Source organism: Alteromonas sp. 5E99-2 (assembly GCF_017368475.1).
In the GTDB taxonomy this organism is placed as follows: Bacteria; Pseudomonadota; Gammaproteobacteria; order Enterobacterales; family Alteromonadaceae; genus Alteromonas_F.
Genome location: NZ_JAFNJE010000001.1, coordinates 380670 through 404882, shown reverse-complemented (window position 1 = coordinate 404882; position 24213 = coordinate 380670). Strand labels below are relative to the sequence as shown.

19 protein-coding genes and 1 pseudogene are annotated in these 24213 nt (G+C 39.8%); 9 read left to right on the top strand and 11 right to left on the bottom strand.

Going from position 1 to position 24213, the window contains the following annotated elements; genetic code table 11:
- Positions 1 to 217: 217 nt before the first annotated feature.
- The 5 genes from J3L16_RS01835 to J3L16_RS01815 all read left to right on the top strand — a co-directional run bounded on the left by J3L16_RS01835 (position 218) and on the right by J3L16_RS01815 (position 8528).
- Positions 218 to 1450 (top strand): FtsX-like permease family protein, encoded by a 1233-nt coding sequence (locus tag J3L16_RS01835; protein ID WP_207611156.1) that lies wholly within the window; start codon positions 218 to 220, stop codon positions 1448 to 1450.
- Positions 1451 to 1616: 166 nt separating this feature from the next.
- Positions 1617 to 3953 carry a TonB-dependent receptor gene (locus J3L16_RS01830; protein WP_207611155.1) on the top strand — a complete coding sequence of 779 codons (2337 nt, stop codon included), beginning with the start codon at positions 1617 to 1619 and terminating at the stop codon, positions 3951 to 3953.
- A gap of 238 nt (positions 3954 to 4191) precedes the next feature.
- Entirely contained in the window at positions 4192 to 6681 is a 2490-nt protein-coding gene (locus J3L16_RS01825) for a hypothetical protein (protein ID WP_207611154.1), read from the top strand.
- A gap of 95 nt (positions 6682 to 6776) precedes the next feature.
- Positions 6777 to 7517, top strand: a complete 741-nt coding sequence (locus tag J3L16_RS01820) for a glycosyltransferase (protein ID WP_207611153.1) — start codon at positions 6777 to 6779, stop codon at positions 7515 to 7517.
- 18 nt (positions 7518 to 7535) lie between these two features.
- Entirely contained in the window at positions 7536 to 8528 is a 993-nt protein-coding gene (locus J3L16_RS01815) for a phosphotransferase (RefSeq protein WP_207611152.1), read from the top strand.
- On the opposite strand, the gene J3L16_RS01810 is transcribed toward J3L16_RS01815, so the two are convergent.
- From J3L16_RS01810 to lepB, 3 genes are read right to left on the bottom strand one after another with little or no spacing between them, the layout of a single operon-like run.
- On the bottom strand, positions 8520 to 9434 hold the full coding sequence (locus J3L16_RS01810; RefSeq protein WP_207611151.1) for a histone deacetylase family protein: 915 nt from the start codon (positions 9432 to 9434) through the stop codon (positions 8520 to 8522). The genes J3L16_RS01815 and J3L16_RS01810 overlap by 9 nt on opposite strands.
- Positions 9435 to 11258: a GNAT family N-acetyltransferase gene (locus J3L16_RS01805; protein ID WP_207611150.1), complete on the bottom strand. Its 1824-nt coding sequence runs from the start codon at positions 11256 to 11258 to the stop codon at positions 9435 to 9437.
- Between the two features lie 8 nt (positions 11259 to 11266).
- The gene (lepB, locus tag J3L16_RS01800) at positions 11267 to 11914 is read right to left on the bottom strand and encodes a signal peptidase I (protein ID WP_207611149.1); all 648 of its coding nucleotides are present in this window, start codon (positions 11912 to 11914) and stop codon (positions 11267 to 11269) included.
- A 461-nt stretch (positions 11915 to 12375) separates the two neighbouring features.
- On the opposite strand from lepB, the gene J3L16_RS01795 reads away from it, so the two are divergent.
- Both J3L16_RS01795 and J3L16_RS01790 read left to right on the top strand, forming a co-directional pair.
- Positions 12376 to 13197, top strand: a complete 822-nt coding sequence (locus J3L16_RS01795; protein WP_207611148.1) for a hypothetical protein — start codon at positions 12376 to 12378, stop codon at positions 13195 to 13197.
- A gap of 81 nt (positions 13198 to 13278) precedes the next feature.
- Positions 13279 to 13899, top strand: coding sequence for a glutathione S-transferase family protein (locus tag J3L16_RS01790; protein ID WP_207611147.1), 621 nt, complete (start codon positions 13279 to 13281; stop codon positions 13897 to 13899).
- 104 nt (positions 13900 to 14003) lie between these two features.
- On the opposite strand, the pseudogene J3L16_RS16165 reads toward J3L16_RS01790, so the two are convergent.
- The 8 genes and pseudogenes from J3L16_RS16165 to J3L16_RS01755 all read right to left on the bottom strand — a co-directional run.
- Positions 14004 to 14123 (bottom strand): annotated as a pseudogene (locus J3L16_RS16165) (IS982 family transposase); the annotation flags it as partial.
- A 329-nt stretch (positions 14124 to 14452) separates the two neighbouring features.
- Complete coding sequence (locus tag J3L16_RS01785; RefSeq protein WP_207611146.1) at positions 14453 to 15040, bottom strand: hypothetical protein; 588 nt, start codon at positions 15038 to 15040, stop codon at positions 14453 to 14455.
- A gap of 111 nt (positions 15041 to 15151) precedes the next feature.
- On the bottom strand, positions 15152 to 15832 hold the full coding sequence (locus tag J3L16_RS01780; RefSeq protein WP_207611145.1) for a polymer-forming cytoskeletal protein: 681 nt from the start codon (positions 15830 to 15832) through the stop codon (positions 15152 to 15154).
- A gap of 158 nt (positions 15833 to 15990) precedes the next feature.
- Positions 15991 to 17424, bottom strand: coding sequence for a PepSY-associated TM helix domain-containing protein (locus J3L16_RS01775; protein ID WP_207611144.1), 1434 nt, complete (start codon positions 17422 to 17424; stop codon positions 15991 to 15993).
- Positions 17425 to 17427: 3 nt separating this feature from the next.
- Complete coding sequence (locus J3L16_RS01770) at positions 17428 to 17874, bottom strand: hypothetical protein (protein WP_207611143.1); 447 nt, start codon at positions 17872 to 17874, stop codon at positions 17428 to 17430.
- Between the two features lie 242 nt (positions 17875 to 18116).
- Positions 18117 to 19382 (bottom strand): Nramp family divalent metal transporter, encoded by a 1266-nt coding sequence (locus J3L16_RS01765; protein ID WP_242698586.1) that lies wholly within the window; start codon positions 19380 to 19382, stop codon positions 18117 to 18119.
- A 24-nt stretch (positions 19383 to 19406) separates the two neighbouring features.
- Positions 19407 to 20855 (bottom strand): mannitol dehydrogenase family protein, encoded by a 1449-nt coding sequence (locus J3L16_RS01760; RefSeq protein WP_347564626.1) that lies wholly within the window; start codon positions 20853 to 20855, stop codon positions 19407 to 19409.
- The gene (locus J3L16_RS01755; RefSeq protein ID WP_207611141.1) at positions 20855 to 21931 is read right to left on the bottom strand and encodes a class I mannose-6-phosphate isomerase; all 1077 of its coding nucleotides are present in this window, start codon (positions 21929 to 21931) and stop codon (positions 20855 to 20857) included. The genes J3L16_RS01760 and J3L16_RS01755 overlap by 1 nt, the downstream gene beginning before the upstream one ends.
- Before the next feature lie 252 nt (positions 21932 to 22183).
- Here J3L16_RS01755 and J3L16_RS01750 point away from each other — a divergent pair, with 252 nt between their 5' ends.
- Both J3L16_RS01750 and J3L16_RS16380 read left to right on the top strand, forming a co-directional pair.
- The gene (locus J3L16_RS01750) at positions 22184 to 22963 is read left to right on the top strand and encodes a hypothetical protein (protein ID WP_207611140.1); all 780 of its coding nucleotides are present in this window, start codon (positions 22184 to 22186) and stop codon (positions 22961 to 22963) included.
- Positions 22964 to 23090: 127 nt separating this feature from the next.
- Positions 23091 to 24188 carry a methyl-accepting chemotaxis protein gene (locus J3L16_RS16380; protein WP_207611139.1) on the top strand — a complete coding sequence of 366 codons (1098 nt, stop codon included), beginning with the start codon at positions 23091 to 23093 and terminating at the stop codon, positions 24186 to 24188.
- Positions 24189 to 24213: the final 25 nt, after the last annotated feature.

Genomic DNA, 24213 nt, shown 5'->3' with positions numbered 1-24213 from the left:
TTATGCCCTGTGCATTAAACCTCTTGAGTTTAAAGACAGAGAAAGTAGAACTTTTAGTTCAAAAAAGAGAGATTAATGACTTTATTCATACAATACAGATATAGTGAGTAGCCTTTGAAACTTAGTTATACAATCCGTATAGTTTGGTTTTGTCATTTGAATTCATGCTTCTGAACTTTTAAATACCATAAGCAGAACAGTGTGTTAGAGAGAGGTTATGTTAAAAAAATTGGTATGGAAAAGTGTTGTTAGTCGTAAAAAAACCGTTTTACTGACCTTTTTATCCTTGTTGGTGAGTATTAGTTTACTGGTTTCGGTAGAACACTTACGGTCGCAAATAAAAGAAAGTTTTAACCGTACCATTTCAGGCACAGACCTCATTGTGGGGGCACCCACTGGTGAATTGAATTTGTTACTTTACTCTGTTTTTAGGATGGGAAGCCCAACCAACAACATTCAATATGACAGCTTACTCATGCTGCAAAAACACCGTTCAGTGGCATGGACTATTCCCTTGTCTTTAGGTGATTCACATAAAGGTTTTCGGGTTTTAGGTACAACAAACGATTATTTTGACCATTTTAAATATGGCAATAAACAAAATATTGCATTTGCTAAAGGGAATAAGTTCAGTACCTTGTTTGATGTTGTTCTGGGGGCCGAAGTTGCAGAGAGCTTAGGTTATCGGTTAGGCGATGACATTGTTGTTTCTCATGGAATAGGCAATACCAGTTTTCACAAACATGACCACTCTCCGTTTCATGTGACTGGGATCCTTAAACCTACAGGTACACCGGTAGATAGAACATTGCATGTGAGTTTACAGGCCATTGAAGCTATACATATAGCGCCTCGAGCATTAGACGGAATTATTGCGAGCGAAAATTACAACGAACTTGAGCCTGCGAATATAACCGCTGTGTTAGTAGGGCTAAAGAGCAAATTAGCAACGTTCACTTTACAGCGACAAGTAAATCAGTACAAAAACGACAGATTAATGGCCGTTCTGCCCGGTGTTGCGTTAAACCAGCTTTGGCAATTGATGGCGAGTATGGAAAAGCTACTTCAGTTTATTAGTGCTCTTGTATTACTGGCGTCTCTATTTGGATTAACCACAATGTTATTGGCTAGTATGAATGAACGGTCTGTAGAAATAGCCGTTATGCGTATATTGGGTGCGTCTCCGCGTTTTGTCTTGTTGCTAATTCTGAGTGAAGCCGTGTTTATTGTGCTTCTCGCGAGCGTCAGTGCATGTGTACTTGTGAGTGGAGCGCTAGTAGTGTTATCTGATTGGTTAAGTCAGACGTATGGTTTGTTTTTGTCTACGAACCTAATGTCGCAAGAACAGTTAATTTTACTGCTTTTAGTTTTGTTATCGGCCATTTTTTCTGCGATTTTTCCCGCAATAGAAGCATACCGTAAAGCGTTACACAGCCAGTTATCAACGTAGTGACTAAAATTGATACGATTCACCTTGGTTTTTAGCAAAGCTACCTTGTTCATAGGGTTTTAATTTAAAAATGTTATAACATCACTCTTGGTTGATTTTGAAAAATGTTATAACATATCATCATCAACGTGATAAATTTCTCTCAACATTAGAATTAAGACCACATATGAACAAGTTAAATAAGATTACAGCACTGATGATGCTGCCATTGTTATCAAGCAGTGCTCTAGCAGCAAGTGTATCCGGTGTAATAAAAGATACTGCGGGCCAGCCTATTGAAGGTGCGGTTGTATCGGTTTTAGGTAGTAGTGCAAAGTCAACTACTGACGAAAAAGGGCGTTACAGTTTCGATCAAGTTAGCGATGGTCACGTTCATCTACATATTTACTCTCCGTCATATGTGCACGGCGACAGAGAAATTGAAAATGCATCAGGCGCGATTACTGCTGATTTTGCATTAACTCCATCTTCAATCGAAAATATTGTTATAACAGCAAATGCGTTACACAACTCAGTGCTTGATTCTGTTATGCCTGTTAGTGTGTTGGCCGGTGAAGCCCTTAGAGATAGTCAAGCGCCCACACTAGGTGAAACACTAAAATCATTACCTGGTATTAACAGTAGTTATTTTGGTCCAGTGTCGGCACGCCCCATTATTCGTGGTAACGATGGTCCTAGAGTTAAAATTACGCAAAATAGCTTAGATGTTTCAGATGCATCGGTTGTTGGTGTTGATCACAATGTTGGTACCGATGCTTCTACAGCGACTCAAATTGAAGTACTTCGCGGTCCAGCAACTTTGCAATACGGTAGTGGTGCAATTGGTGGTGTTATTAACGTAGTTGATAACCGTATACTGTCTCAGCTTCCGACAGGGCTTGAAGGGCAAGCGGAGCTTCGTCATGAGACTGCCTCTGATGAAAAATTCGCTAAAGTTGATTTAAATACGAGTGTAGGTCAATGGGCATTTCACTTGGATGCGTTTGATCGTCAAACCAATGATATTGAGATTCCAGGATTTGCAGAGCGTGAACCCGATGAAGGAGAAGAGCCGGGAACACTGGAAAATAGCTCAATTGACAACCAAAGTGTAACCTTAGGCTTGTCTTATGTTGGTGAAAAAGGCTACTTAGGCTTTTCGGTTCAACAGCTAGATAACTTATATGGTATTCCCGGTGGTCATGGGCATGAAGAGGAAGAAGACGAACATGACGAAGATGAACACGACGAAGACGAGCATGAAGGTGAAGAGGAAGAAACCGTAACGTTAGACGTAGATAACACTCGTTATCAAATTGCCGGTGAGTTGTTAAGCCCATTTAAAGGCGTTAATAGCATTAAATTGGCTGCAGGTTACACGGATTACGAGCATGTTGAACTAGAAGGTGACGAAATTGGGACCTTGTTTGCCAATGAAACCACTGAGCTACGATTAACAGCCGCTAATGAAAGTATAGCGGGATGGCATGGCGTGTTTGGTTTTCATTACGCAGGCGTTGAATTTGAAGCCTTGGGTGAAGAAGCATTCACTCCGCCAAGTGAAACCGACATGTTGGCATTGTTTGTTGTGCAACAAAAACGTTTCGATAACTTAATTGTGGAGTTAGGTGCAAGGGTTGAAACCAATGACCTTTCTGCAGACCCATTTGATGTAGAAATTGCTAATCAAGCTACAGACGTTACTACAGTCCTTTTTGATGATTTAGATTTCACTAGTTTGTCGCTATCTGCGGGTTACAACTGGCAGTACACTGACGGTTATTCGTTTGCAGTCAATATTGCTCGTTCAGAGCGTGCACCAACACAACAAGAGTTGTACTCAGCAGGTGAGCACGTTAGTACCCGAACTTTCGATTTGGGTTTATTTTATAGTGTGAATGAAGAAGGCGGTATTATCTTCAGCGACGCTGGCATTGAAGAAGAGGTCTCAACCAATATCGATGTTAGCTTGCGTAAGTTCTCGGGAGATTGGGGTTTCACTATTTCTGCTTTCTACAATCAAATTGACGATTACATTTATCAAGTGGATACAGGGTTTGCGCTAGAAGGCGGCGAACTACCGCTGTTAAACTTCCGTCAAGAAGATGCCGATTTATACGGTTTTGAAGCTGAAGTACATTATCAAGTAAATAAAGTGTGGGATGTATCTGCATTTAGTGATTTCATCCGTGCAGAGGTTGATAGTGGCGATTTGCCGCGTATCCCGCCATTGCGTATTGGTGGTGAAGTTGCATTTGATTACAACGGTTGGAAAGGTGACCTTGGCGTAACTTGGTATGATGATCAAGATCAAGTTGCTGATTTTGAAACTGAAACTGATGGGTACACGCTTTTAGAACTAGGTGTTAACTATACGTTAGCTACAGAGCAAATTGATTGGGTTTTCTTTGCCAGAGGTACTAACCTTACTGACGAAGAAGCACGAGTACACAGTTCATTCTTGGTTGATGATGCGCCACTTCCTGGTCGCAGTTTTACCTTGGGTGTACGCGCTCATTTCTAAGTTAATTTAGAAACTCGGTTATAAGACAAAACGCCTCACATTTGTGGGGCGTTTTACTTTTTAAAGGTGGGGGGTTTGTGAGAAAGGCTAATAAATAGTAGACTCACTGGCCTCAAAGTGAAGTCAAATTCACTATTACAATGTTAAGACATTTTGACCAAGGACGTTGAAATACCCTCTATTGTTTTTCAGCTTTTCTTTCCTCAATTTATTTACCTTTAAAAATAAGAGAACATGGATGAAATATTCAAATAAAACCTTTTTTCTTTTTATCAGCTTGGTCCTGCTTTATGGGTGTGGAGGCGGCGGAAATGACGAAGAATCAAATGATTCACCGGTTGTTGTTTCCGTTAATCTTGCTCCCGTTATTTCTTTGTTAGACGAATATAGCGTGCTTGAAAACACTGTGGAAACCAATATTGAGTTATTGGGTAACGCGTCTGATCCAGAACAAGACCCCATTACGTTTGCTTTAGGGGAGCAAGGAGATAGTGCACTGTTTTTGTTAGACACTGATAGCAGCGAGCTTCTTTTTAAAACAGCACCAGATTTTGAAGCGCCTATTGATGCAGGCAGTAATAACATTTACCAAGTAGAAGTGGTGTATACCGATAGTCATGGTGATTCGTCATCTAAACTTTTAGATGTGAATGTGACCGATGAGTCAAATCTTCAATTGTCTATGACTTACCCCACACCCAATGCCAATTTAGGCGGAAGCCCTCAAACAACGATTAGAGGTACCTTGGTTGATTTGGAAGATGGAGATGTGTCTTCTGATGATGTTGACGCAGTGCAAGTAAATGGTTTAACCGCTGTGTTAGATGAATCAAATACTTTATGGTCAGCAACAGCGAATCTCACAGAGGTAGACTCAACAATTGAGGTAGGTGTTGTTCAAAAAGGGGTGACAACTCAGTCCGTCAATTATCAACTACAAAGCGAAGCATTACCTATCGATTTTGAAAATCTGACTGACGGTTTTTTTAATAGTGAAGATAATAGTTTAATACTGGTTGATAGAGCATATAGAACTATTTTTGAGTTAGATTTAACGACGAATGAAATTCACATTGTTTCCAATGCAATACGTGGTACTGGGCCAATATTAGAGATGCCTCAAGCTATAGCTTGGGATAGCAATAATAACCGTGTATTCGTATCTGATATTAATTTAGACGCAATTGTATCGATAAATTTGTCAACGGGCGACAGAGTCGTTATTTCTGACGATACTACTGGTTTTGGATTCCCACTTTCATCCCCTTCGAGTATTACATTTGATAACACAGAAAATCTTCTCTATGTGATGGACAGCACTTTAGATGCGTTAATCAAAATTGATATTGATTCGGGTGATAGGGAAATAGTTTCCGATAGAAGTGCGTTTTTTGGAGATAGTGTTTTAGATTGGACTGATGCTGTTTTAGATATCGACAATAACATTGGTTATCTATCAAGTACGTCGGAAGGAAAAATATATAGGATTAATTTAGATACGGGAAATAGAACCCTTATTGCTGACGTAACAACAGGGGCTGGTATAACAATAGAAAACCCAGGCACGCTTGCTTTTAATGCAGAAAAAAACCAGTTATTCGTACTAGGGGAATCAATGGGCGAAGACAGTGTTTTTTCGGTTGATTTAGCTACTTTAGAGCGAACATTAGTATCTGGACCATCTGCAGGTGAGGGTATTAATCTGTTGTTGTTAAGAAATATTATTTTAGATAATACCGGGGAAAATGCTTGGATTTTAGATGGGGGAGTTGAAAGTATTATATATACTGAATTGGCTACTGGAAAACGAACTTTATTACCAGTAACAGAGTCGTCAACCTTCGCTGATCCAATAGATATAGAATTAAATACAGCTGAACAACGAATATTGGTTTCTGATTCAACAACTCTGTATAGCGTAGATGTAAGTGCTACAGAAAATGCAGGTGCTATTGATATTGTAGCTAATACTCGAGCTAGTAATGGAGTCACGCATCATTTTACCCGAATTGGTCTTGATGAACAGAACAACAAAGTCTTTTTGTTGGAAGAGCCAGTGTTTAACGGAGAAGCATATTTTACTAGGACTAAAACTCTGATCGCTATCGATCTAAATACGGGAAATCGTACCGATATCCTGGATGTGAATACACTTTATGGTCGAAGTGCAATTGGCGATTTCACTTATGATCATAGTAGTAACCGCATCATTTATGCTGATTACATAAATAATGCATTTGTTGCAATAGACGTGGATAGTAAAGAATTTACAGTGTTAGCAAAGGACGTACGAGATGACATAAACAACCGTACTTATTCTTTTATATTAAATTTTGCGCTTGATATTAAGAACAACCGAATCATAGCGGTATCTGCGATAACAAGAACCGTTTTGTCAGTTGATATTGATACGGGCTCAGCGATCATTGTGTCAAATAATAGCGTAGGTTCAGGTCTAGATTTCATTGAACCTGAAGGTGTTGTATACGATGAAGCTAATAATCGTGTTTTGGTCACTGATGAGGGGTTAAATCAAGTGATTGCTGTAGACTTAACTACAGGCAACCGCAGTGTTTTATCTGATACCTCTGTAAATGTACCATTCAACGATTTATTTAGTCCGGTATTAGACGTTAAAAATAATAGATTGTTCACGACAGATATAACGCACGACGCTATTTACGTCATTGATATCCCTTCTGGGGAGCGGGCAATTGTGGCGCATTAAATAATATAATTTCAATCTCACTCGGGGTACACTCACACTACATAAGGTCTTTGGTATAGTGTGTTTTGTGTACCTAGTTTTAGAGCCAGAATTATATGTTGAGTATTGTTATCCCTACATTGGATGAATCGAAAACGGGGTATTTGAAGAAGATCCTTGAAGCGTATTCATCTTTGGAAAATTGCGAAATTATTTGTGTTGATGGCGGTAGCCAAGATGACACATTGGCAGTGATACAAAGTTTCAATGCGCGACTAATTCAAACCGATATTCGCTCAAGGGCGGGCCGTCAGAACGAAGGAATAAAAGCTGCGCGTTTTGATATGGTCTTACTTAATCACCCCAGAAGTGTTGTGGACATTGAGGGTATTAACGCTCTCATCAAGCAGCGTGATTCAGTCCAGTGGGGGGCTTTTACCCATAAGTTCGATGTGAGTCACCCTTTGCTTGTTTTTACCTCTTGGTATTCCAATTTTATTCGTGGCGGTTTGCGTCATATTTACTATTTGGACCATTGTATTTTTGCCCAAAAACAACTTTTAGAAAAAGTAGGTTTAGTGCCTGATGTGGATATTTTTGAAGACACGGATTTGTGTTTACGCTTAAGAAAAGAAGGTAAAGCAAAGCGGTTGGCCTATCTTAGTGAGACGTCAGCGGTGCGATTTGTTTCAAATAATTTATATAAGCAGGCCATGCTAAATCAAAAATTAAAATGGCAGTATTATTTGAAAAGTTCAGATAAGTCTATGAATAAGCGTTACGAACAAGGCTTAGAGTTAAATACTCACTATGAAATTAAACGTGAAGATAAAAGCCAAACGTCTCAGCCAAAGTAATTAACGAGATCCCATTTAATGTACATAAATGAATTTACCATAGACGATTTTCAGTCGTACCTGAATACCCAACTGCTAGACATTGCATCACCAATTGTTGCTGTGGAAAGTGCGGGGGAAGGTAACATGAATTACACCTATAGGTTATTATTCGACGATCATCCTTCCATTATTATTAAGCAAGCTCCGCCATTTTGTGCAAAGTTTCCTACTATTGCCGCTCCGCAACAACGTGTGGGAGTGGAGTCAGTATTTTATGAGCTAGTAAATGCTGATGTTGATGTAAGTACTTACTTTCCTTCTTTGCTGAATACAGATAACGATAAACATATTATCTTACTAGAAGATTTAGGCAGAGCGACAGACTTCGTAAGTTTATACAGCGGAGAACCACTTTCTAGTAAAGACACGAATCACATTGTTAGTATTTTAAACGGTATTCACAAGCAAAAGCCTGAGTCACCTATTGATAATATGGGTATGCGCGAGCTCAATCATGCGCATATCTTTGATATCCCATTACAACAAGACAATGGACTTGATTTAAATGATATAACACAGGGACTCGCTCAATCGGCACAGCCACTGATTACCGATAAAAAATATAAGCAACTTGCTTATGAATTAGGGCAGGAATATTTAAAAACCGGTGATTACTTGTTACACGGGGATTACTATCCCGGTAGTTGGCTGAAAGGTGACTCAGGTGTTGCCGTAATCGACCCTGAGTTTTGTTTTACAGGGGCAGTGGAATTCGATTTAGGTAACCTTCTTGCACATATGGTTTTAAGTGGGCAAAACGGTCAGGTGATTGATGAGCTTTTAACTGGTTATAAGCCCCAACATTCAGTCCATCAAGATTTTGCATTGATGTTTGCTGGTACCGAAATCATGCGCAGACTGTTAGGCTACGCTCAGTTACCCATAGAGTGCTCGCTCAAACAAAAAGAAAGGTGGCTTGAACAAAGTTATCAACTGGTGTGCAACCCAAGTGTGTCAGTCTTAAAGTAACGCTTTTAAGTGGGCTACAACGCTGCGGCCTAATGCACTAAGTGCGTAACCCCCTTCTAGCATTGATACAATACGGCCGTTACAGTGTTCATCTGCAATGGCTTTGATTTTCTGAGTCAGCCATTCAAAATCAGCTTCTGTTAGCATGACGTGGGCAAGTTCGTCTTCCCTATGTGCATCAAACCCCGCAGAGATAAACACCATTTCGGGTTTAAATGTATTTAACGTGTCAAACCACGGAGATACCATTGAGCGATATTCCTCTCCCTTAATACCTGCATTCAAAGGAATATTCACACTATTGGTATTAGTGTGTTCATCGCCGCTAAAAGGGTAAAAAGGGTGCTGGAAAGACGAAAACATCATGACTCTATCATCATGCTTAAAAATGTCTTCTGTGCCGTTACCGTGGTGGACATCAAAATCAATGATGGCAACCCGTTTTAACTGATATTGCTCTAATGCATGACAAACTGCCACAGCAATATTATTGAACAGGCAAAATCCACTAGATGCACTTGCGTTTGCATGATGACCTGGCGGCCGAACAGAGCAAAAGGCGGCGAGAGATTGCTCTTTCATAACCGTGTCGACGGCTTGAACCCCAGCGCCAGCGGCATGTAATGCGGCATTGAGAGAGTGGGGCATCATAAAGGTGTCGTCGTCGAGTTGAACCTTGCCTTCCTTTGGCGATTTGGCAACTAGGCTATCGACAAAGTCATCATTGTGAGCCCGTTTTAACTGTGCTAATGATGCGGGGGGAGCATCTTGGTATTGCAGTGCTAATTCAAGCCCTGAAGCAATTAATTGATCGCTAATACTGTGCAGGCGGTCGGGGCTTTCTGGGTGATCATCACCCATGTCGTGCAACAAGCAGTAGTGACTTTCAATAAAGGTTACCGGCATTTAGTTATCCTTTAAATCTAGGCACAGTTCAACCTCTTGGTGATCTGCGCTCATCAGTCGCTTAAAGTAAAATTGCTCGAACACTGTGATCATGGCTTTATTGTCAGGCCTCACATAAGCAAACATTTTGTCTAACCCTCGTTGCTTTGCAATGTCGATAAGCTGCGATAGTAAATACGTGGCCATGCCTTTACCTTGCTGGCTTTCTCGGGTAACAAAAGCCAGTTCACACGTATTGTTGGCGTTTAGATAATAACGTCCAACCGCTTGAATTTTAAACTTGGATGCTTTGGTGCTGACAATAGTGAGAGCTAAATCTTTTGTTTGATCAACGCTGACTAACTCATAGGAGTTCTCTCTGCTCATACGCTGGGGCACATGGTTGTATCTAAGTCTCAATGTCTCTTTAGTATGAGAATAAAAGAATTCTTGTAAAATACGTTCATCAGAAGGATTCAAAGGCCGAAGGTAATACTCTTCATGTTTAAAAGTGAGTGTTTTGACCTGTAGTTCACCAAATTCCGGAATTTCCGTCGGCGCTTTTTTCTGATAATCCGGTACCCAATAATGGGTTCTTACTGTATTGAGTAACTCTTCTCTAAATTTAGGGTGAGCCACGCGGATCAGCTCTAACGCACGCTCGCGAATACTTTTGCCTTTTAAACTGGCAATACCGAATTCAGTCACTACATAATTGACGTTACCTCTTGAGGTAACAACCCCTGAGCCTTCTGTTATGGTGGCAACGATACGAGACACTGTGCCATTTTTAGCCGTAGAAGGCAGGGCGATAATGGGTTTCCCACCTTTACTGATATTCGCTCCAGAAATAAAGTCTACCTGCCCACCAATACCACTATAAAAATCATAACCAATGGAATCTGCAACAACTTGTCCGGTTAAGTCGACTTCTAATGCACTGTTAATGGCAATTAAATTGTCGTTTTTGGCAATGTTTGTGGGTTTGTTTACATAGCTTGAAGGGTAAAACTCGACATGGGCATTATTGTGCACAAAATCATAGAGCCGTTGAGAGCCAATGCAAAAACTCACCACACATTTACCTGGATGAAAGGTTTTTTTGCGGTTGTTTATGACCCCAGATTTAATTAAATCGATCATGCCATCAGTGATCATCTCACTGTGTACCCCTAAGTCTTGGTGGTTAACTAATGCACCTAGTACAGCATCGGGCACTTTTCCTATACCTATTTGCAGCGTTGCGCCATTTTCGATTAACAACGCAGTGTACTGACCAATACGCTCTAAAATGCTGGATGAAGGGGCAGGGAGTAATTCTGGTAAGGCTTGGTTTTCTGTAATAACCGCGGCAAATTCGGAAATATGTAAAAACGAATGACCACTGGTACGGGGCATAGATGGGTTAATTTGTGCTATGACTCTTTTGGCAGACCTCACCGCAGACATGACCACATCAACAGAAACACCCAATGAACAATAGCCTTGGTCATCAGGTGGGCCGACCATAATGAGTGCCGCATCGAGAGGTAAAATATCGTCAGTAAACAGGCTAGATACTTCAGATAAAAAACAAGGTGTGTAATCCGCTCGGCCTTCATCTACGGCTTGACGAATAACATCGCCGTATATAAAAAACGTATTGACTTTAAACCTGTGCCGATACTCTATGTTTGCCCAACGTTCATCAGATAATGTATTGATATGGGTAACTTCAATATCTTCTAAATGCCCTTTGTAAGCTATCAAACTGTCGATTAACGCATTGGGAACGCCAGCGTTGGAGCCTAAAAAAATCCTATCGCCTGATTTTATTATTTCACCCCAAGGGATCGACGAACTCATGTTACTCATTATAGTGTATGCATAAATCGCTCGGCTCTGGGTAAGAAGTAATTATCGTAGTTGAAGGATACAACGACTTTCTTTGAGCGGCCGATGATTTCGTTTCGAGGTACAAAACCAATAACTCTTGAGTCGGCACTGTTGTCACGGTTATCACCTAACGCCAAATATTGCCCTTGAGGAATGGTGACCATTGGAAAGTTAGATAATTGAGATCCTAAAGAGTGAGTATAAATTTTATGGGTAATGCCACCTAGGATTTCTATTTTCTCTTGGTTCTCAAATGAAGATGAAACCATTTGGTAATCCAGCGCCTTGCCATTAATAATGAGTTGGTTGTTGACCATGGCAACTGTGTCGCCGGGCACACCTACTACACGTTTTACAAGGCGTTTGTCTGCGGCTTGTGAGTCAAAAATAATAATGTCACCTACCACAGGATCAGCTAATTTTTTTAATGAAACCTTGGAAAACGGTAAGCGGATATCATAGGCGAGTTTATCCACAAGAATACGATCGCCTTCAACTATAGTTGGTTTCATCGAACCTGTAGGCACATCGTTCCAATCGGCAATGGCACTGCGAAAAACAACCATTAAAACGATAAATAAAATGAAACCTTTGTTTTCTTTTACTGTCTTTTTAAGCCACCGCATCGTGTTACCTTGATTTGCTGTTATATGGTTAAATTAGAATGTAAATTACGGGAATGCAAGGGTCAATATTGTAACATATCGTTAAATTGACCTTATTAGGCAGAGTCTGGTTAGAGCTTATTATAATTAGGTTATAGCGTATAAAATTGAATACTTAGAGTTGCCGTTTATTTAGTTTTGCTTTAGATACCGTTTATTCGCTTTTCTGCTGACAACTGTGTTTTGGTTTGCACATCACCTTCAAATCATTCGAACAAATAGTCGCACTTATTTAGCCGCTAATGCTATTATTTGGGAAGAGTTTGACTCAACTAATAATATAAATCGTAGGTAGTCGAATAATCTAGGCTACAAGGAGTATCTAAATTACTCTAATTACTTAAGAAGGAAAGACTGTGTTTTTATTTTTACTAAAAATTCGACATCCAGCGAACGCTCGAAATTATGAGCGAAATATAAAAATGTTAAAACTGACTTTGTCTTCCATTTTAAATCAGAAAACGTCATTTGATTACAAAATACTGGTGGTGTGTAACGAAATTCCAACACTGGGTTTTACTAGTGATAAATTAGAGTTTCTCAAGGTTGACTTTCCTGTTAGTGGTTCAGGTGGTGCAGAGTTACAACCGCAAATTGCGGCTTGGACAGATAAAGGGGCCAAAGTAGTTGCTGGCCTTGCACATGTTCGTGAAAACCCGCCAGAGAAAGTATTTGTTATGGATGCTGATGACTGGATAAATGAGAACTTAGTTGAATATATAATGAGTAACCCGTCTGTAGATAATTGGTATGTAGACGGAGGATACTTAGTTGATTTCGGCTTGAAAAAGTATATTAGAAAAAGTGGGTTGGTGCGTTATTGTGGTAGTACGGTAATATTTGATTATCAAGATTTAATTAAGTTAACCGGCATACCTAGCAGTGTAACGGCCGAGTCGTCTTTAGATGAAATAAAAGAACAAGTCAGTGAACATTCTATTGTCTATTTATTAGGGCATCACCGTTTTTACTTAGGTGCACTGCATAAGATGAAGATGAATATAAAACCTATCGATATACCTGCAATTTGCTGGGTGGTGAATACAGGAGAGAATCGTTCAGGTGTAACCGCAAAAGGTGTTGGTGTTTCGATGCCCCATAAATTTCTAAGCACCTTTGGAATGGAAGATTTAGTTGAATCTGAGAATAAAGATAGTGTTTTAGATAAAATTATAGAGCAAAAATACCGTCTATTTTCTTATTTAGGTTGGGCGATTACTTCGAAAACCAGTGAGAAAGTCTAACCACTAGTTTCAAATGGAAAGTAAATATTGAATTAACTTATTCGTTGATTTGTAAAGTTAACAAAACAAAAGGGTGACATAATGACAATTCTTCATGGTGTTCCAGTTTCTCCCTACGTGCGTAAAGTTCAGGCTGTGTTGGAACTTAAAAAAATTCCTTATACAATTAATCCGATTATCCCTTTTGGTGATACCACTGAGTTAAAGGCGCTGAATCCATTAGGGAAAATACCCGTATTACAAGATGACGATCTCACCATAGGTGATTCGTCGGTTATTTGTGCGTATTTAGAAAAAAAATATCCAGAAGTGGCTTTATATCCAAGCGATGCGGTAAGTTACGCAAAAGCGCTTTGGTTTGAAGAATATGCAGACTCAACAATGGTTTCAACATTGGGTACTGTGTTCTTTCAACGAGTGTTAAACCCCAAATTTTTTGATACGCCAGCCGATGAAGAATTGGTTAGTCAAACAATCGCAGAAGCCGTTCCTCCTATTTTTGACTATTTAGAATCAGAGCTGGGTGATAACGACTACCTTGTGGATAACACGATAACCATCGCTGATTTTGCGGTTGTATCTCCGTTTGTTAATGCAGGCTTAGCTGGACTTACCGTGGATGCAACACGCTGGTCTAAGCTGGCTAGTTATATTCAGCGTATTTATGATCACCCTTGCTTCAACGCAAAAATAGAGCTGTAATCTTGGAAAGAGGTATCGTTAAACTGCGATGCCTACTTTCATTTCCCCTATTACTAATAAGCTTCAGAATGGATTAAGCAACAACCATAGCGTTGCGATCTACGTCAATTAAGAGAAGACTTACCTTTCTTTAAGCAATAAGCCATTAATCGAGGGGGTAAATTGAGCATAGAACCATTTAGACTTCGATGTCTTGAGTGCTCTATGAAGGAAATATTCTTTATAAAAAGCGGATAAATGGCCTAATTAATTTTTCTTAAAATCTCGATAAGGCGACATGTGAAAACCGACCACAATAGTCATAATTTTCACTGGTTGCCATGCTGCCTTCTCGCTGTCGCTTATTCGTCTCGTCTTGGAGTAATTACTGCTATTGTGTAACAATTCCTTTGCACAAATCATTGACATCGAATTACAACTTAATTAAACCCGTAATGCCCGTTCCTTTTGTGATTGAATGTTTCTTAGTCGAAATACCCGATCGCGGAACAGGCTATTAGTTCAATTCCTTAAACAAGAATCCGGTTAATAAGGAGCATGAGAGGGATTTGTTTTACCAATTTTCGCCATTATTAACCATGTAAAATGAAGTTGAGGTACCAATATTATAGTTATGCCATTCATATCTGACGGAAGTTATGAGCGGTGCCTCGTTTAAGCAAGTTGAAGAACTCCAGTATATGTCAGCGATTCCGTTGAAGTAGGTTGTGCCTCTTGGGTAGTAAATTGTTCCCGTGCTGTTCGGGCGCAGTGTTGCACCAGAGTTCGCTAGCGGAGTGTTGGATGCGTTAAATACCCCCCAATATTCAATAGTAGATATGGATATTTCTAAGCCAGTAGTTCTGTCATAAAACGTGGGGCTGAAATGAAAATTAACCGTATCAGGCGCTGTGTTAGTAACGAATATTGTAGTGTGTCTCTGGCCATCTGATTCCATAAAAGGTATTTTCTGATGCCCCATATAGGAAATAGGAGTCTCCTCAGTTACAAATATATGTGTTGTTGAGTCATAAGGCACTAGTTCTCCTGATTCGTCATATATGTGTTCTATACCAGTACATAAATTTGTATTAATTTCATATGCATGGGATATAGTGGGAAGCGTCATGATGATTGCTGCCAGAATGCGATGCTTTTTCATTGTTAATAAATCCTTGTAATAGACTGCCTTGGATTAGACTTTAAAAGTATAGATTAAGCTGGGAGAGTATTGCGACTAATTTTAAAACTCAACTAGAGTGCGTATTGAAACCTAATACTCAGTAACGACCTTGTCGTGTAACTCATCATTTTCAAAGTCCAATTCTACAGGGCGTTGCAAAATGATATTGCCATTGATAACAACACCTTTTTCTATCACTAGTTTTGGGCTAGAGCGGTATTTACTGCGATTTTTCTTGTCCCATTTATATATGATATCACCGTGAATTTTTGTACCCTTGGTAAGGTGTATATCGCCATTGACCAACTCAATGTTGCGCATTAGGTTTACGCCAATTAACTCGATATCGCCGTTTACGGTCTCAATGTTACCTTCAACTTTTGAATTATCTTCAATGTGAATATCGCCATTAACCGTGGAAACTGAGCCATCAACCTCTAGTTGATCTTTACTGACAATACCACCATTGACTGAAGAAATGGCATCACTAGATACTTGGCTTCCAAGCACTATTCTTCCGTTAACATTGGATATTTTTTTAGCATTAATGAAATCGCCAAGGGTTATTCTGCCGTTAACATTAGAAATGTTCTTAGTGTGAGAATGATCCTCAATAGTGATTGATTTATTGACACTAGAGTATCGCTTGGTTTTTGAAGTATCGTCGTGAGCACTTGCATTACCTGCATGTAATACACAACCGGTAAGAGTAATAAATACCGTCATTGCACACATAAAACTATAAACGGGCTTTTTTACATACTTAGGCATAGGTTTATCCTTTTCTTTATTGACTACTTACTTATTTATGATGAGTAATCAATAAAGATGCCAAATATAAATCCTATTAAAAACATAAGGTTAAAAATCAATGATTTTTAACGGATAGTGAAATAGACTAAAATTGCGCGATTTTACACACTATTTAGTTATTGATGGTGGCGCATTAAATACTGCTTAATGATTAAATACAGCGCGAATATGATAAGTGGTATATTTATTTGTAATGATGCAACTGATAAAACCGCCGTGTTAAACATACCGATATATGTAGCAACAAAACCTAAGATAACCATGCCGAGTAGGGTCTTAATTTGAAAGAGGAACTTTACTTCGTTTTTCTGAAAGTAAGCATAACCTGATATTATCACCAGTACACCCCAGACTACTGCATCTAATCTTGTGTGTACGAACAAATTTAGCCAAGCACTCATCACTAGCGCTACAGGTGTTCCCCAGACTATGGCAGGCCAAGTGTAGTTTACAATATCTTTCGTCTTTCGCTTATTTAGCCAAATGTTAATACCAGTGGCAGAGACTACGGTTAACATAAGCCCAAGTATGAAATACAAAACTTTACTTGGAAGGCCATAAAAATCACCAAAATGTAGACGGTAAAATGAAAACACAATTTGGGTTCCCATGGGCCCATGTTCATAGTTACCGACCTCTAAAAATTCGCCATTTGCTTTGAAACGATAATTCTCAGAGTAAATTAAGCGCTGAGGTTTTTGTACATATATTTCAATGAACTGGGTTGGTGTATTGGGTTCGTGTACGGTTAGAAATAACACATCGCTATCGGGGTCGTTGTCTAACACATATTGGAGTGCTTTTGTAATATTAGGTGTTTGCAAGGGTTGTTCTAGTTTAGGCTCTGGTGCAAACACTTCGTCCACAACGGCTTGGTTGTTACCGCCATAAAACGCTTGAGATAAAATAATAATCAGCAAGCTAGCAAGGCCAAAATAAGCTCCAGTCACACCTATCATCAAATGAAAAGGAGAGGCCCAAACACTTAAACGATTGTGCATGTCAATGTTTTCTTGTAACCCTGTACCGCCTCTTCTCAACCGAAATGCGTCTTTAATAATGCGAGGATGAGACAAAAATCCAGATAAGATAATAGCGCAAAGCAGGCCACCAAATGCGCTGACAATAAAAACGCCAATACTATTCGGCAAATGTAGATATAAGTGCATGTCGACTAACATTTTAGTCCAGTGTGACCGCTCTATTTCCCCTAGAGATCCATCAGCATTTACAAAGTGGGCTATATGGTCATTTTCTACAACTAACCTAGGAATCCCAGAAGTAGGGAAAACTAAATGAAAGTGTTCTGTTTCTTCTTGATATTGTTGAATAAATGTAGAAAGGGCACGTTCAGCGGCTACCGTATCTATTTCATGGGATTCTTGAATTTGAGGTTGCTCCCAACGCTCAAATTCATTGTGAAACACCGCAATTGTGCCAGATAAACAAATGATATACATAAATGCACTAATAAAAAGTCCCATCCAAGAGTGAGCTTTTAATGCACGACGAGTGAGAGGTTGTTTTGTTATTTCTTGAGTATTTTGCATAAGTTAAACAAATAAATAGAGCGCTGAGGCAGTGCCACCTAGAAGAGTGATAATAAAAGTTTGCCAAGGTTTCACTGTGACAAGTTGCCAAAGTGATAAAATTGCCCAAACAATAGGAATACTAATAATTCCCGCAGCAACTTGCGTTGTTCGTTCTATTGGAAGCAAATTAATGAATGCTATGGTGAACAAACTGCTTATTACCATTAAAATAATGAAGTGATGTAGTACCCAAGCTGTGTTTCTCAACACACTTTGGTTATTCCACGCTAATGGTTTTGATTGTTTATTGAGAGTGCTATTTTTTTGCCATTTATATTGGCTAACAATCCATATCCAAACAAAAACAGATAAGGTTCCTAAACCAAATAAAACACCAAATTCACTGCCAAGAGCGACATGCCAAAAATAAAAAGAAGCCAGTAAACATACCCACCCTAACGTTGCCACAGTATGCTTGTGGCTCTTCCAGCCAACGAAAAGTAAATATGAGCTTAATAGGCAAAGTGTGCAAGCTACAAACACCATCATAGATGAAAACCCAATAGTAATTGCTAATGATAATAGTTTTTATTAACTGGAATTCTAACATCTAGAGTGCATTGGGTTCAATAAGGCCGCTTACTGAAGTTAATCTAGTGCAACCTAATAGAATGCACTTGGTCGATGCTGGTAAAGGATTTCCTGTATCGTTAAAGCATTAAAATTACGCCTTTGACACCAATCAGAGCAGTAAACAAGCTAAATATGAAAATGGCACCAAGAGCAATATTTGTAATCCAATTGTTTTTATAGTCCCCCATAATTGTTTTTTTGTTACTTAGATAAAATATACACCCGACAGTGACGGGTAAAATAACCGCGTTAAAGGCTTGAGATAAAATCATAACTGAAATAGGTCGAGCATCGAATATAGGCACAACTAACCCAAGTAATGATATAAAAAAGACCATAATACGAAATTTAGGCAAGGTCATGTCTCTGCTTTCACCGCAATAATCACACAATAGCCAAGGTAACATTAAGATATTGGGAAACTGTGAAGAAACGCCTGCTGCAACTAAACCCAGAGCAAAAATAGACGCAGCGAAAGCGCCGGCAAAAGGCTCGAGTAAACTAATCATTTGAGATGCTTTGGTAAGTTGAATACCTTCAACATACAAAGTGCCAGCTGCTGCTGCCATAATGGAGGCGCTAATTACAAACATGAGAATAACCGAAACTAAGGCATCTTTCTTTTGTTGACTGTAGTCTTTTATAGTCCAACCCGCTTCTTTGACTAGGGTTGTGCGCATAATGAATAAACCAGAAAAGACCGTTGTTCCCACCATAGAAGCGATAACTAACAAAGGCCCTTTTCCTGTATTTTCTGATACTTCAGGAATACTGGGGATCAGGCCTTTTACAATGGCTATGGGAGAAGGCATAAGAATAAAAAAATTGATAACAAAACAGGCTGCCATTAAAGCGACGACGACAGCCAGACTGCGTTCAAAAAATTGCGTTTTCCCTTTCCAAAAAATAAAGTACACCAAAGAGATAAAAAATGCGGCAAAATAAACGGGAGAAATTCCCTCTGCGAAAACCGTTTTAGACCACTCGTAACATATTTCGGCAACAATCCCCATTACACCCATAACACTGCCTACAACACCCATGGTTAAAGCAATAATGAAATAAATCCCTACCGCTGGATGAATGTGTTTGCGAAAAGCCAGTAGCGCTGTTTCCCCAGTTATGAGCGTATATCGACCGTATAAGTTAATCAGAAAAAAGGTGCATAAGCAGGAAGCAATAATGGTCCACAATAAGGTCATGCCGTATTCAGCACCAGCTTTCGCCATAGTGGTGACGCTTCCTGTACCAATGTTAAAACCAAGTAGGAAAATGCCGGGTAAAAATAGGGCGATACCTTTTGAGAACCTGCTCATTAATGATGTTTCGGAATGACCTGACATGCTTAGTACCGCCTTTACTTGTTTTTATTGAGTCATAAACGTATTTAGGGCTTGTTCTACACCTGCTTCGAGAATATGTGCATGATAGCCTTCGACTTGATTCATAAAACCAAGATGAGTGAAATACTGAAAGTGTTGACCGCCAGCTAAAGATAAAAAGTGTTGAATGTCGTTGTTTGGCGAGGCAGGTAAGTAGTGGCTAAATTCAGCGTTTAAAGGGTCGCTCAAATCGCCGTTTTCCAACGCTTTGCGTATATAAACCACCCAAGCCGCTAGCGCAAAGGCAAGATGACGAGGTTGTTTATTCTGAGCTAATGCATCGTCAATACTGGGTAGCCAGCGTTGTTGAATTTTTTGCGAGCTGTCGCTACCAACTTGCAAACATGCATAGGGCAAATTGGCATTGTGAAAACGCTCGAAGACTTGGTCGATGTAATCAGAGCCGTTAATATCATCAGGTACATGGGTAATAGGCAACACATCCTGCTTAATGGCCTGCTCGGTAAACTGGGCTAATGTATTTCGTTGCAAAGTTTCATGAACATAGGTGTCTCCCAGTAAGTAACCCAATGTCGCCAATATCGAATGAGATGCGTTTAAAAAACGGAGTTTTACTTGTTCGTAGGGTGCAATAGCCTTTACAAACAAGGCGCCAACTTTATCGAAAGGCGGCCTTTCACCAGCAAAGTTATCTTCAATAACCCATTGGCTAAAAGGCTCGGCAGCCACAGGAGCGGCATCATCAAGCTGTGTATGATTTGACACTTGGTGCAGTAATTTTTCGTTAGTTGCTGGCGTGACTCTATCCACCATAGACGCACTGAAGCTCACCTTGGTTTTTACCCAGCTAAGAGTATCAGGACTGTGTTTCTCTAGTAGACATTGAACGCCTTGATGTAAGTACTCACCACCGCCATTCATGTTGTCACAGCATAATATGGTAATCGCTTTGCTATTTGACGAGGCACGCTGAATAAGGGCCGCTGCCAAATAACCAAATACGGTTTTAGGTGTGTCAATATTGTTTAAGTCGTGGCAAATATCAGCATGGTTTGTGTCTACGTTTCCGTCTTTAACGTAATACCCTTTTTCGGTGATGGTGAGCGTGACTAGCTGTGTTCTGGCATTGGCAACTGCATTGATTACCGCAGTTGGGTTTTCTGGTGCCACTAATATCTCGGTGAGAGCACCAATGATTCTATACTCAGTGGATAAACCTAAAGTAGGTTGGGTATATAAGTAGTCTTGAGGCTTTAGCTTGTCTCGCATAGACGAAGATCGCAGCGATACCCCTGTAATTCCCCACTTTTTTTCGCCTAAATTGAGCAAATCATCAGAATAAACGGCTTGGTGAGCGCGGTGAAAATTACCTACGCCAAAGTGCACAATGGCAGAATTAATGTCATTCTTATTGTATTTAGGAGTGATTACGTCTTTTGCTAACAGAGAGAGGTTTTTTGTATTTAATCTCACTATACGCCCCCCGGATAACATTCTAGTATTTGCATGCCTTCAGACGATTCATATTCAAACTCATTAACGTGAGCAGGGCAGAAAAATCGCTCAAACTGGGTCAGTGATACAGTTTCATCGCCTAGTCGCATTGTGCCCGAGCCTTCAACAACAACGCCTAAGAAAAAGGCGTCGTTATTACGTTTAAAAGTACCTTTGACTTTCGTGCGTTTAATACTGAAACACGGGGTCTGTTCTGGTCCTATTAATTTCTCTAAGGTATTTCCTTTGCCGTCATCTGAAACAAGCTGAGGACTACATTTAAACTCTTGTTCTATATCCTCAGGAGGAACCGGGTCAAAGTTGAATACATCTAAGGCGGTGTCGATGTCTCTATTCATAAAGCGTGCGGCTTCTGGAATAACATAACCACAACGTTCAAATTCGAACCTTACGGCTAAGTCAGAAGGCTCCATAATTTCCAGCATTAGAATGCCTTCACCTAGGGCATGAGGTCGCCCTCCAGGTATTAAAAATACGTCGCCTGGCTTTACCGGAATTTTGTCAAAACAGTCTTCAATGGCAGAAATATCTTGATTTTCAATCCACGATTTTAGTTGTGCTCGGTTGGGAGGGCGCTGAAAGCCTGCATAAATATAAGGGTTTTTAATGTCATCTCGTGTTGCCAAAATTACATAGGCCTCGGTTTTTCCTCTTGGTGAATTTAAACGCTGCTGGGCAAATTCTCGAGTGGGGTGAGCTTGGAAGTGTAAGCGAGTTGCACTGTCGAGGTATTTTACCAAGGGAATGTCGTCTAACTCGTATTCTTCGTGCTCTGAGTTACCCAATAGGCGGGATTTATCTTGCGCTAAAAGTTCGCGAAATACTTGGCTTTCACCTTGATCGTTGAGAACGTTGGCAAGCCCTTCGGTAATATGCTCTCTGCCGACATTTTTTGCTTCAACAATGGAGCCAATCCAGTCTTCAGGAAAATGGGTATCTTCTGGATTAGTTTTTCCTTCTATAGTATCTAACATTTTGCCGCCGACATAAGTGCGCCAAACCCGATTTGCAGAAAATTTGATGATTTTTTTCATTGAAACACATACATTTTTTGATGAACGCTTACTGTAAAGCATATTGTCATATTTTTAAAACAGAATGTTAATGGTAATTTAAAGGGATTAACAATTTCAAATGGACTTTTGTTTTTGAAAGGCGTGGTAAAGGCAGACGTTTAAGTGAAATCTATACGTTTTGTTACATTCTTTTTTTGGCGAACCAATTGCGGCTTTGGTAATTTAATCTTGGTAACTTAATCATCACTTATGTTTTCTAAGGAGTTTTTCTTGAATTTATTCCACTCATCTATTTCTCTTTCCGTTTTTGTTTTGTTTTCAGGGCTATCCAGTTTTAGTGTATCGGCCGATGGTCTCGATGACCTCAAATCGGCATTGTCTCGTTTGAACAAGGACGTTGAAATACGGGCTGACATTAATTACCAGTTGTCCACAGAGAGTGTACAAAGCGGAGAGTCCCAGTATAGAGAAGGCGTTGTAGATTTTTCTGTGCACAGCCATGAAAATGGCTTAGATACACAGGTTAGTTCGCAAGTCATGCAAAAACTGAACGAAGAAGCCGCACTAAGAAATGAAAATGAAGATGCGCAGACACCTACACTTATGGCGTTAAATAATGTTGACGCGGTAGATATTAATCGATATTTGACAGCTGCGAAGGAGATAGAGCGAACGCTAGAGCAAGCAACCTTTGTTAACGAAACGACCCTAGAACGGGATGGTATTAGCCTTAGGCAACTCAACTTTACGTTGCCATTAGAAAGTCTTATTCGGGATAAACAAGCACGAAAATATGCGAGTAAATTCTCTAGTAGCTATCAAGTGTTAATCGATGAAAATGGTGTGCCAGTGGAGGAGCATTTAGATTATGAAGGCTCGGGGCGGGCGTACATTGTAATAAAAGTTGCTGCGTCTGGAAGCATAGATACTGAATTTCAAGAATACAACGGACGCTTGGTTAGAGTAAAAGACGAGGGAATCCAGCGGACGGATTCAACGTTTGGAGAGTACGAATTTATTGAGACGTTAACACTTAACATTATCGAGTAATCACTAGGAGACTGCGTCTTATGCCGTTATACAGTTTTATAAGGCACTGAATAAAATAGTTTTTTCTATAGATATTTTGTACGATTGTGCTTTAATTTTATTTTCATTCAAAGACTAAGGCATAGGCATGGAATTCATTACCAAGAAAAAACAGATTGTTGCTTTACATGCAAAAGTGTCTGAAGCGGAACAACGTGAGCGGGTTTTACGAGACGAGATCGCTCGTTTGAAGCTAGAAATGGACACACTCATGGAAGCAAAGGACGAAAAAAAAGATGATTACAACGAATTAATGTTGTCTGAAAATCAGCGGCTGCAGGTGGGTCTTGAAGACGTTCAGGGTAATATGGCTGAAGCCTCAAGTTCAGCTAAGTCGAGCTTTGAAACGATTACTAATATTGGACAAGAGTTTAATACCTTAAGTGGGATCACTGGAAAAACAGCTCAAGATTTTGATGAGTTAGTGGTACTTGCGCGTCAATCAGCTGAATCGTTAGTGGAAATGCGTTCACGAGCGGAAGAGATTACCGCAGTATTAACTTTAATCGAAGGGATTGCAGAACAAACAAACTTGCTTGCACTTAATGCTGCTATAGAGGCCGCTAGGGCTGGTGAGCAAGGGCGAGGGTTTGCTGTTGTTGCCGATGAGGTAAGAAGCCTAGCAACCAAAACGCAATCGGCCATTAGCAACACAAACGAGTCTATCGCTGCAATGAACAAAAACGTTCAGTCAGTATCTGAGATTTCCGATAACCTTATTCAGAGAGTAGAAGTCAGCTCAAGCCAGATTACCGAATTTGAACAAGCAGTGGGCAATATCGATAATCTTGTCACTAATTCAACCCAAGGTGTACAAGATTTGTCATATAGGGTGTTTGTATCCTTAGCGAAAATAGATCACTTGTTAATAAAAGCCAGTACTTACTTATCGGTTAATATGGGACAGGCTGCGTACACTTGGGTGGATCACACTAAATGCCGACTAGGGCAGTGGTATTATCATGGAGAGGGGAATGAATTTTTCTCTAACTCATCTACTTTCGCAGCACTTGAAGCGCCTCATGTTGACCTTCATAAAAATACAAAAGCCATTTTCGGTTGCCTAGAAGACACGTCTCTAGACGTAGACAAAGTAAGCCGTTATTTAGAAGGAATGGAACAAGCCGGTGTTCAAATTTTCTCTTATTTAGATAAATTACTATTAGAAAAAATTCAGCACAATTAATTAAAATGCCCTATTTAGGTAGGGC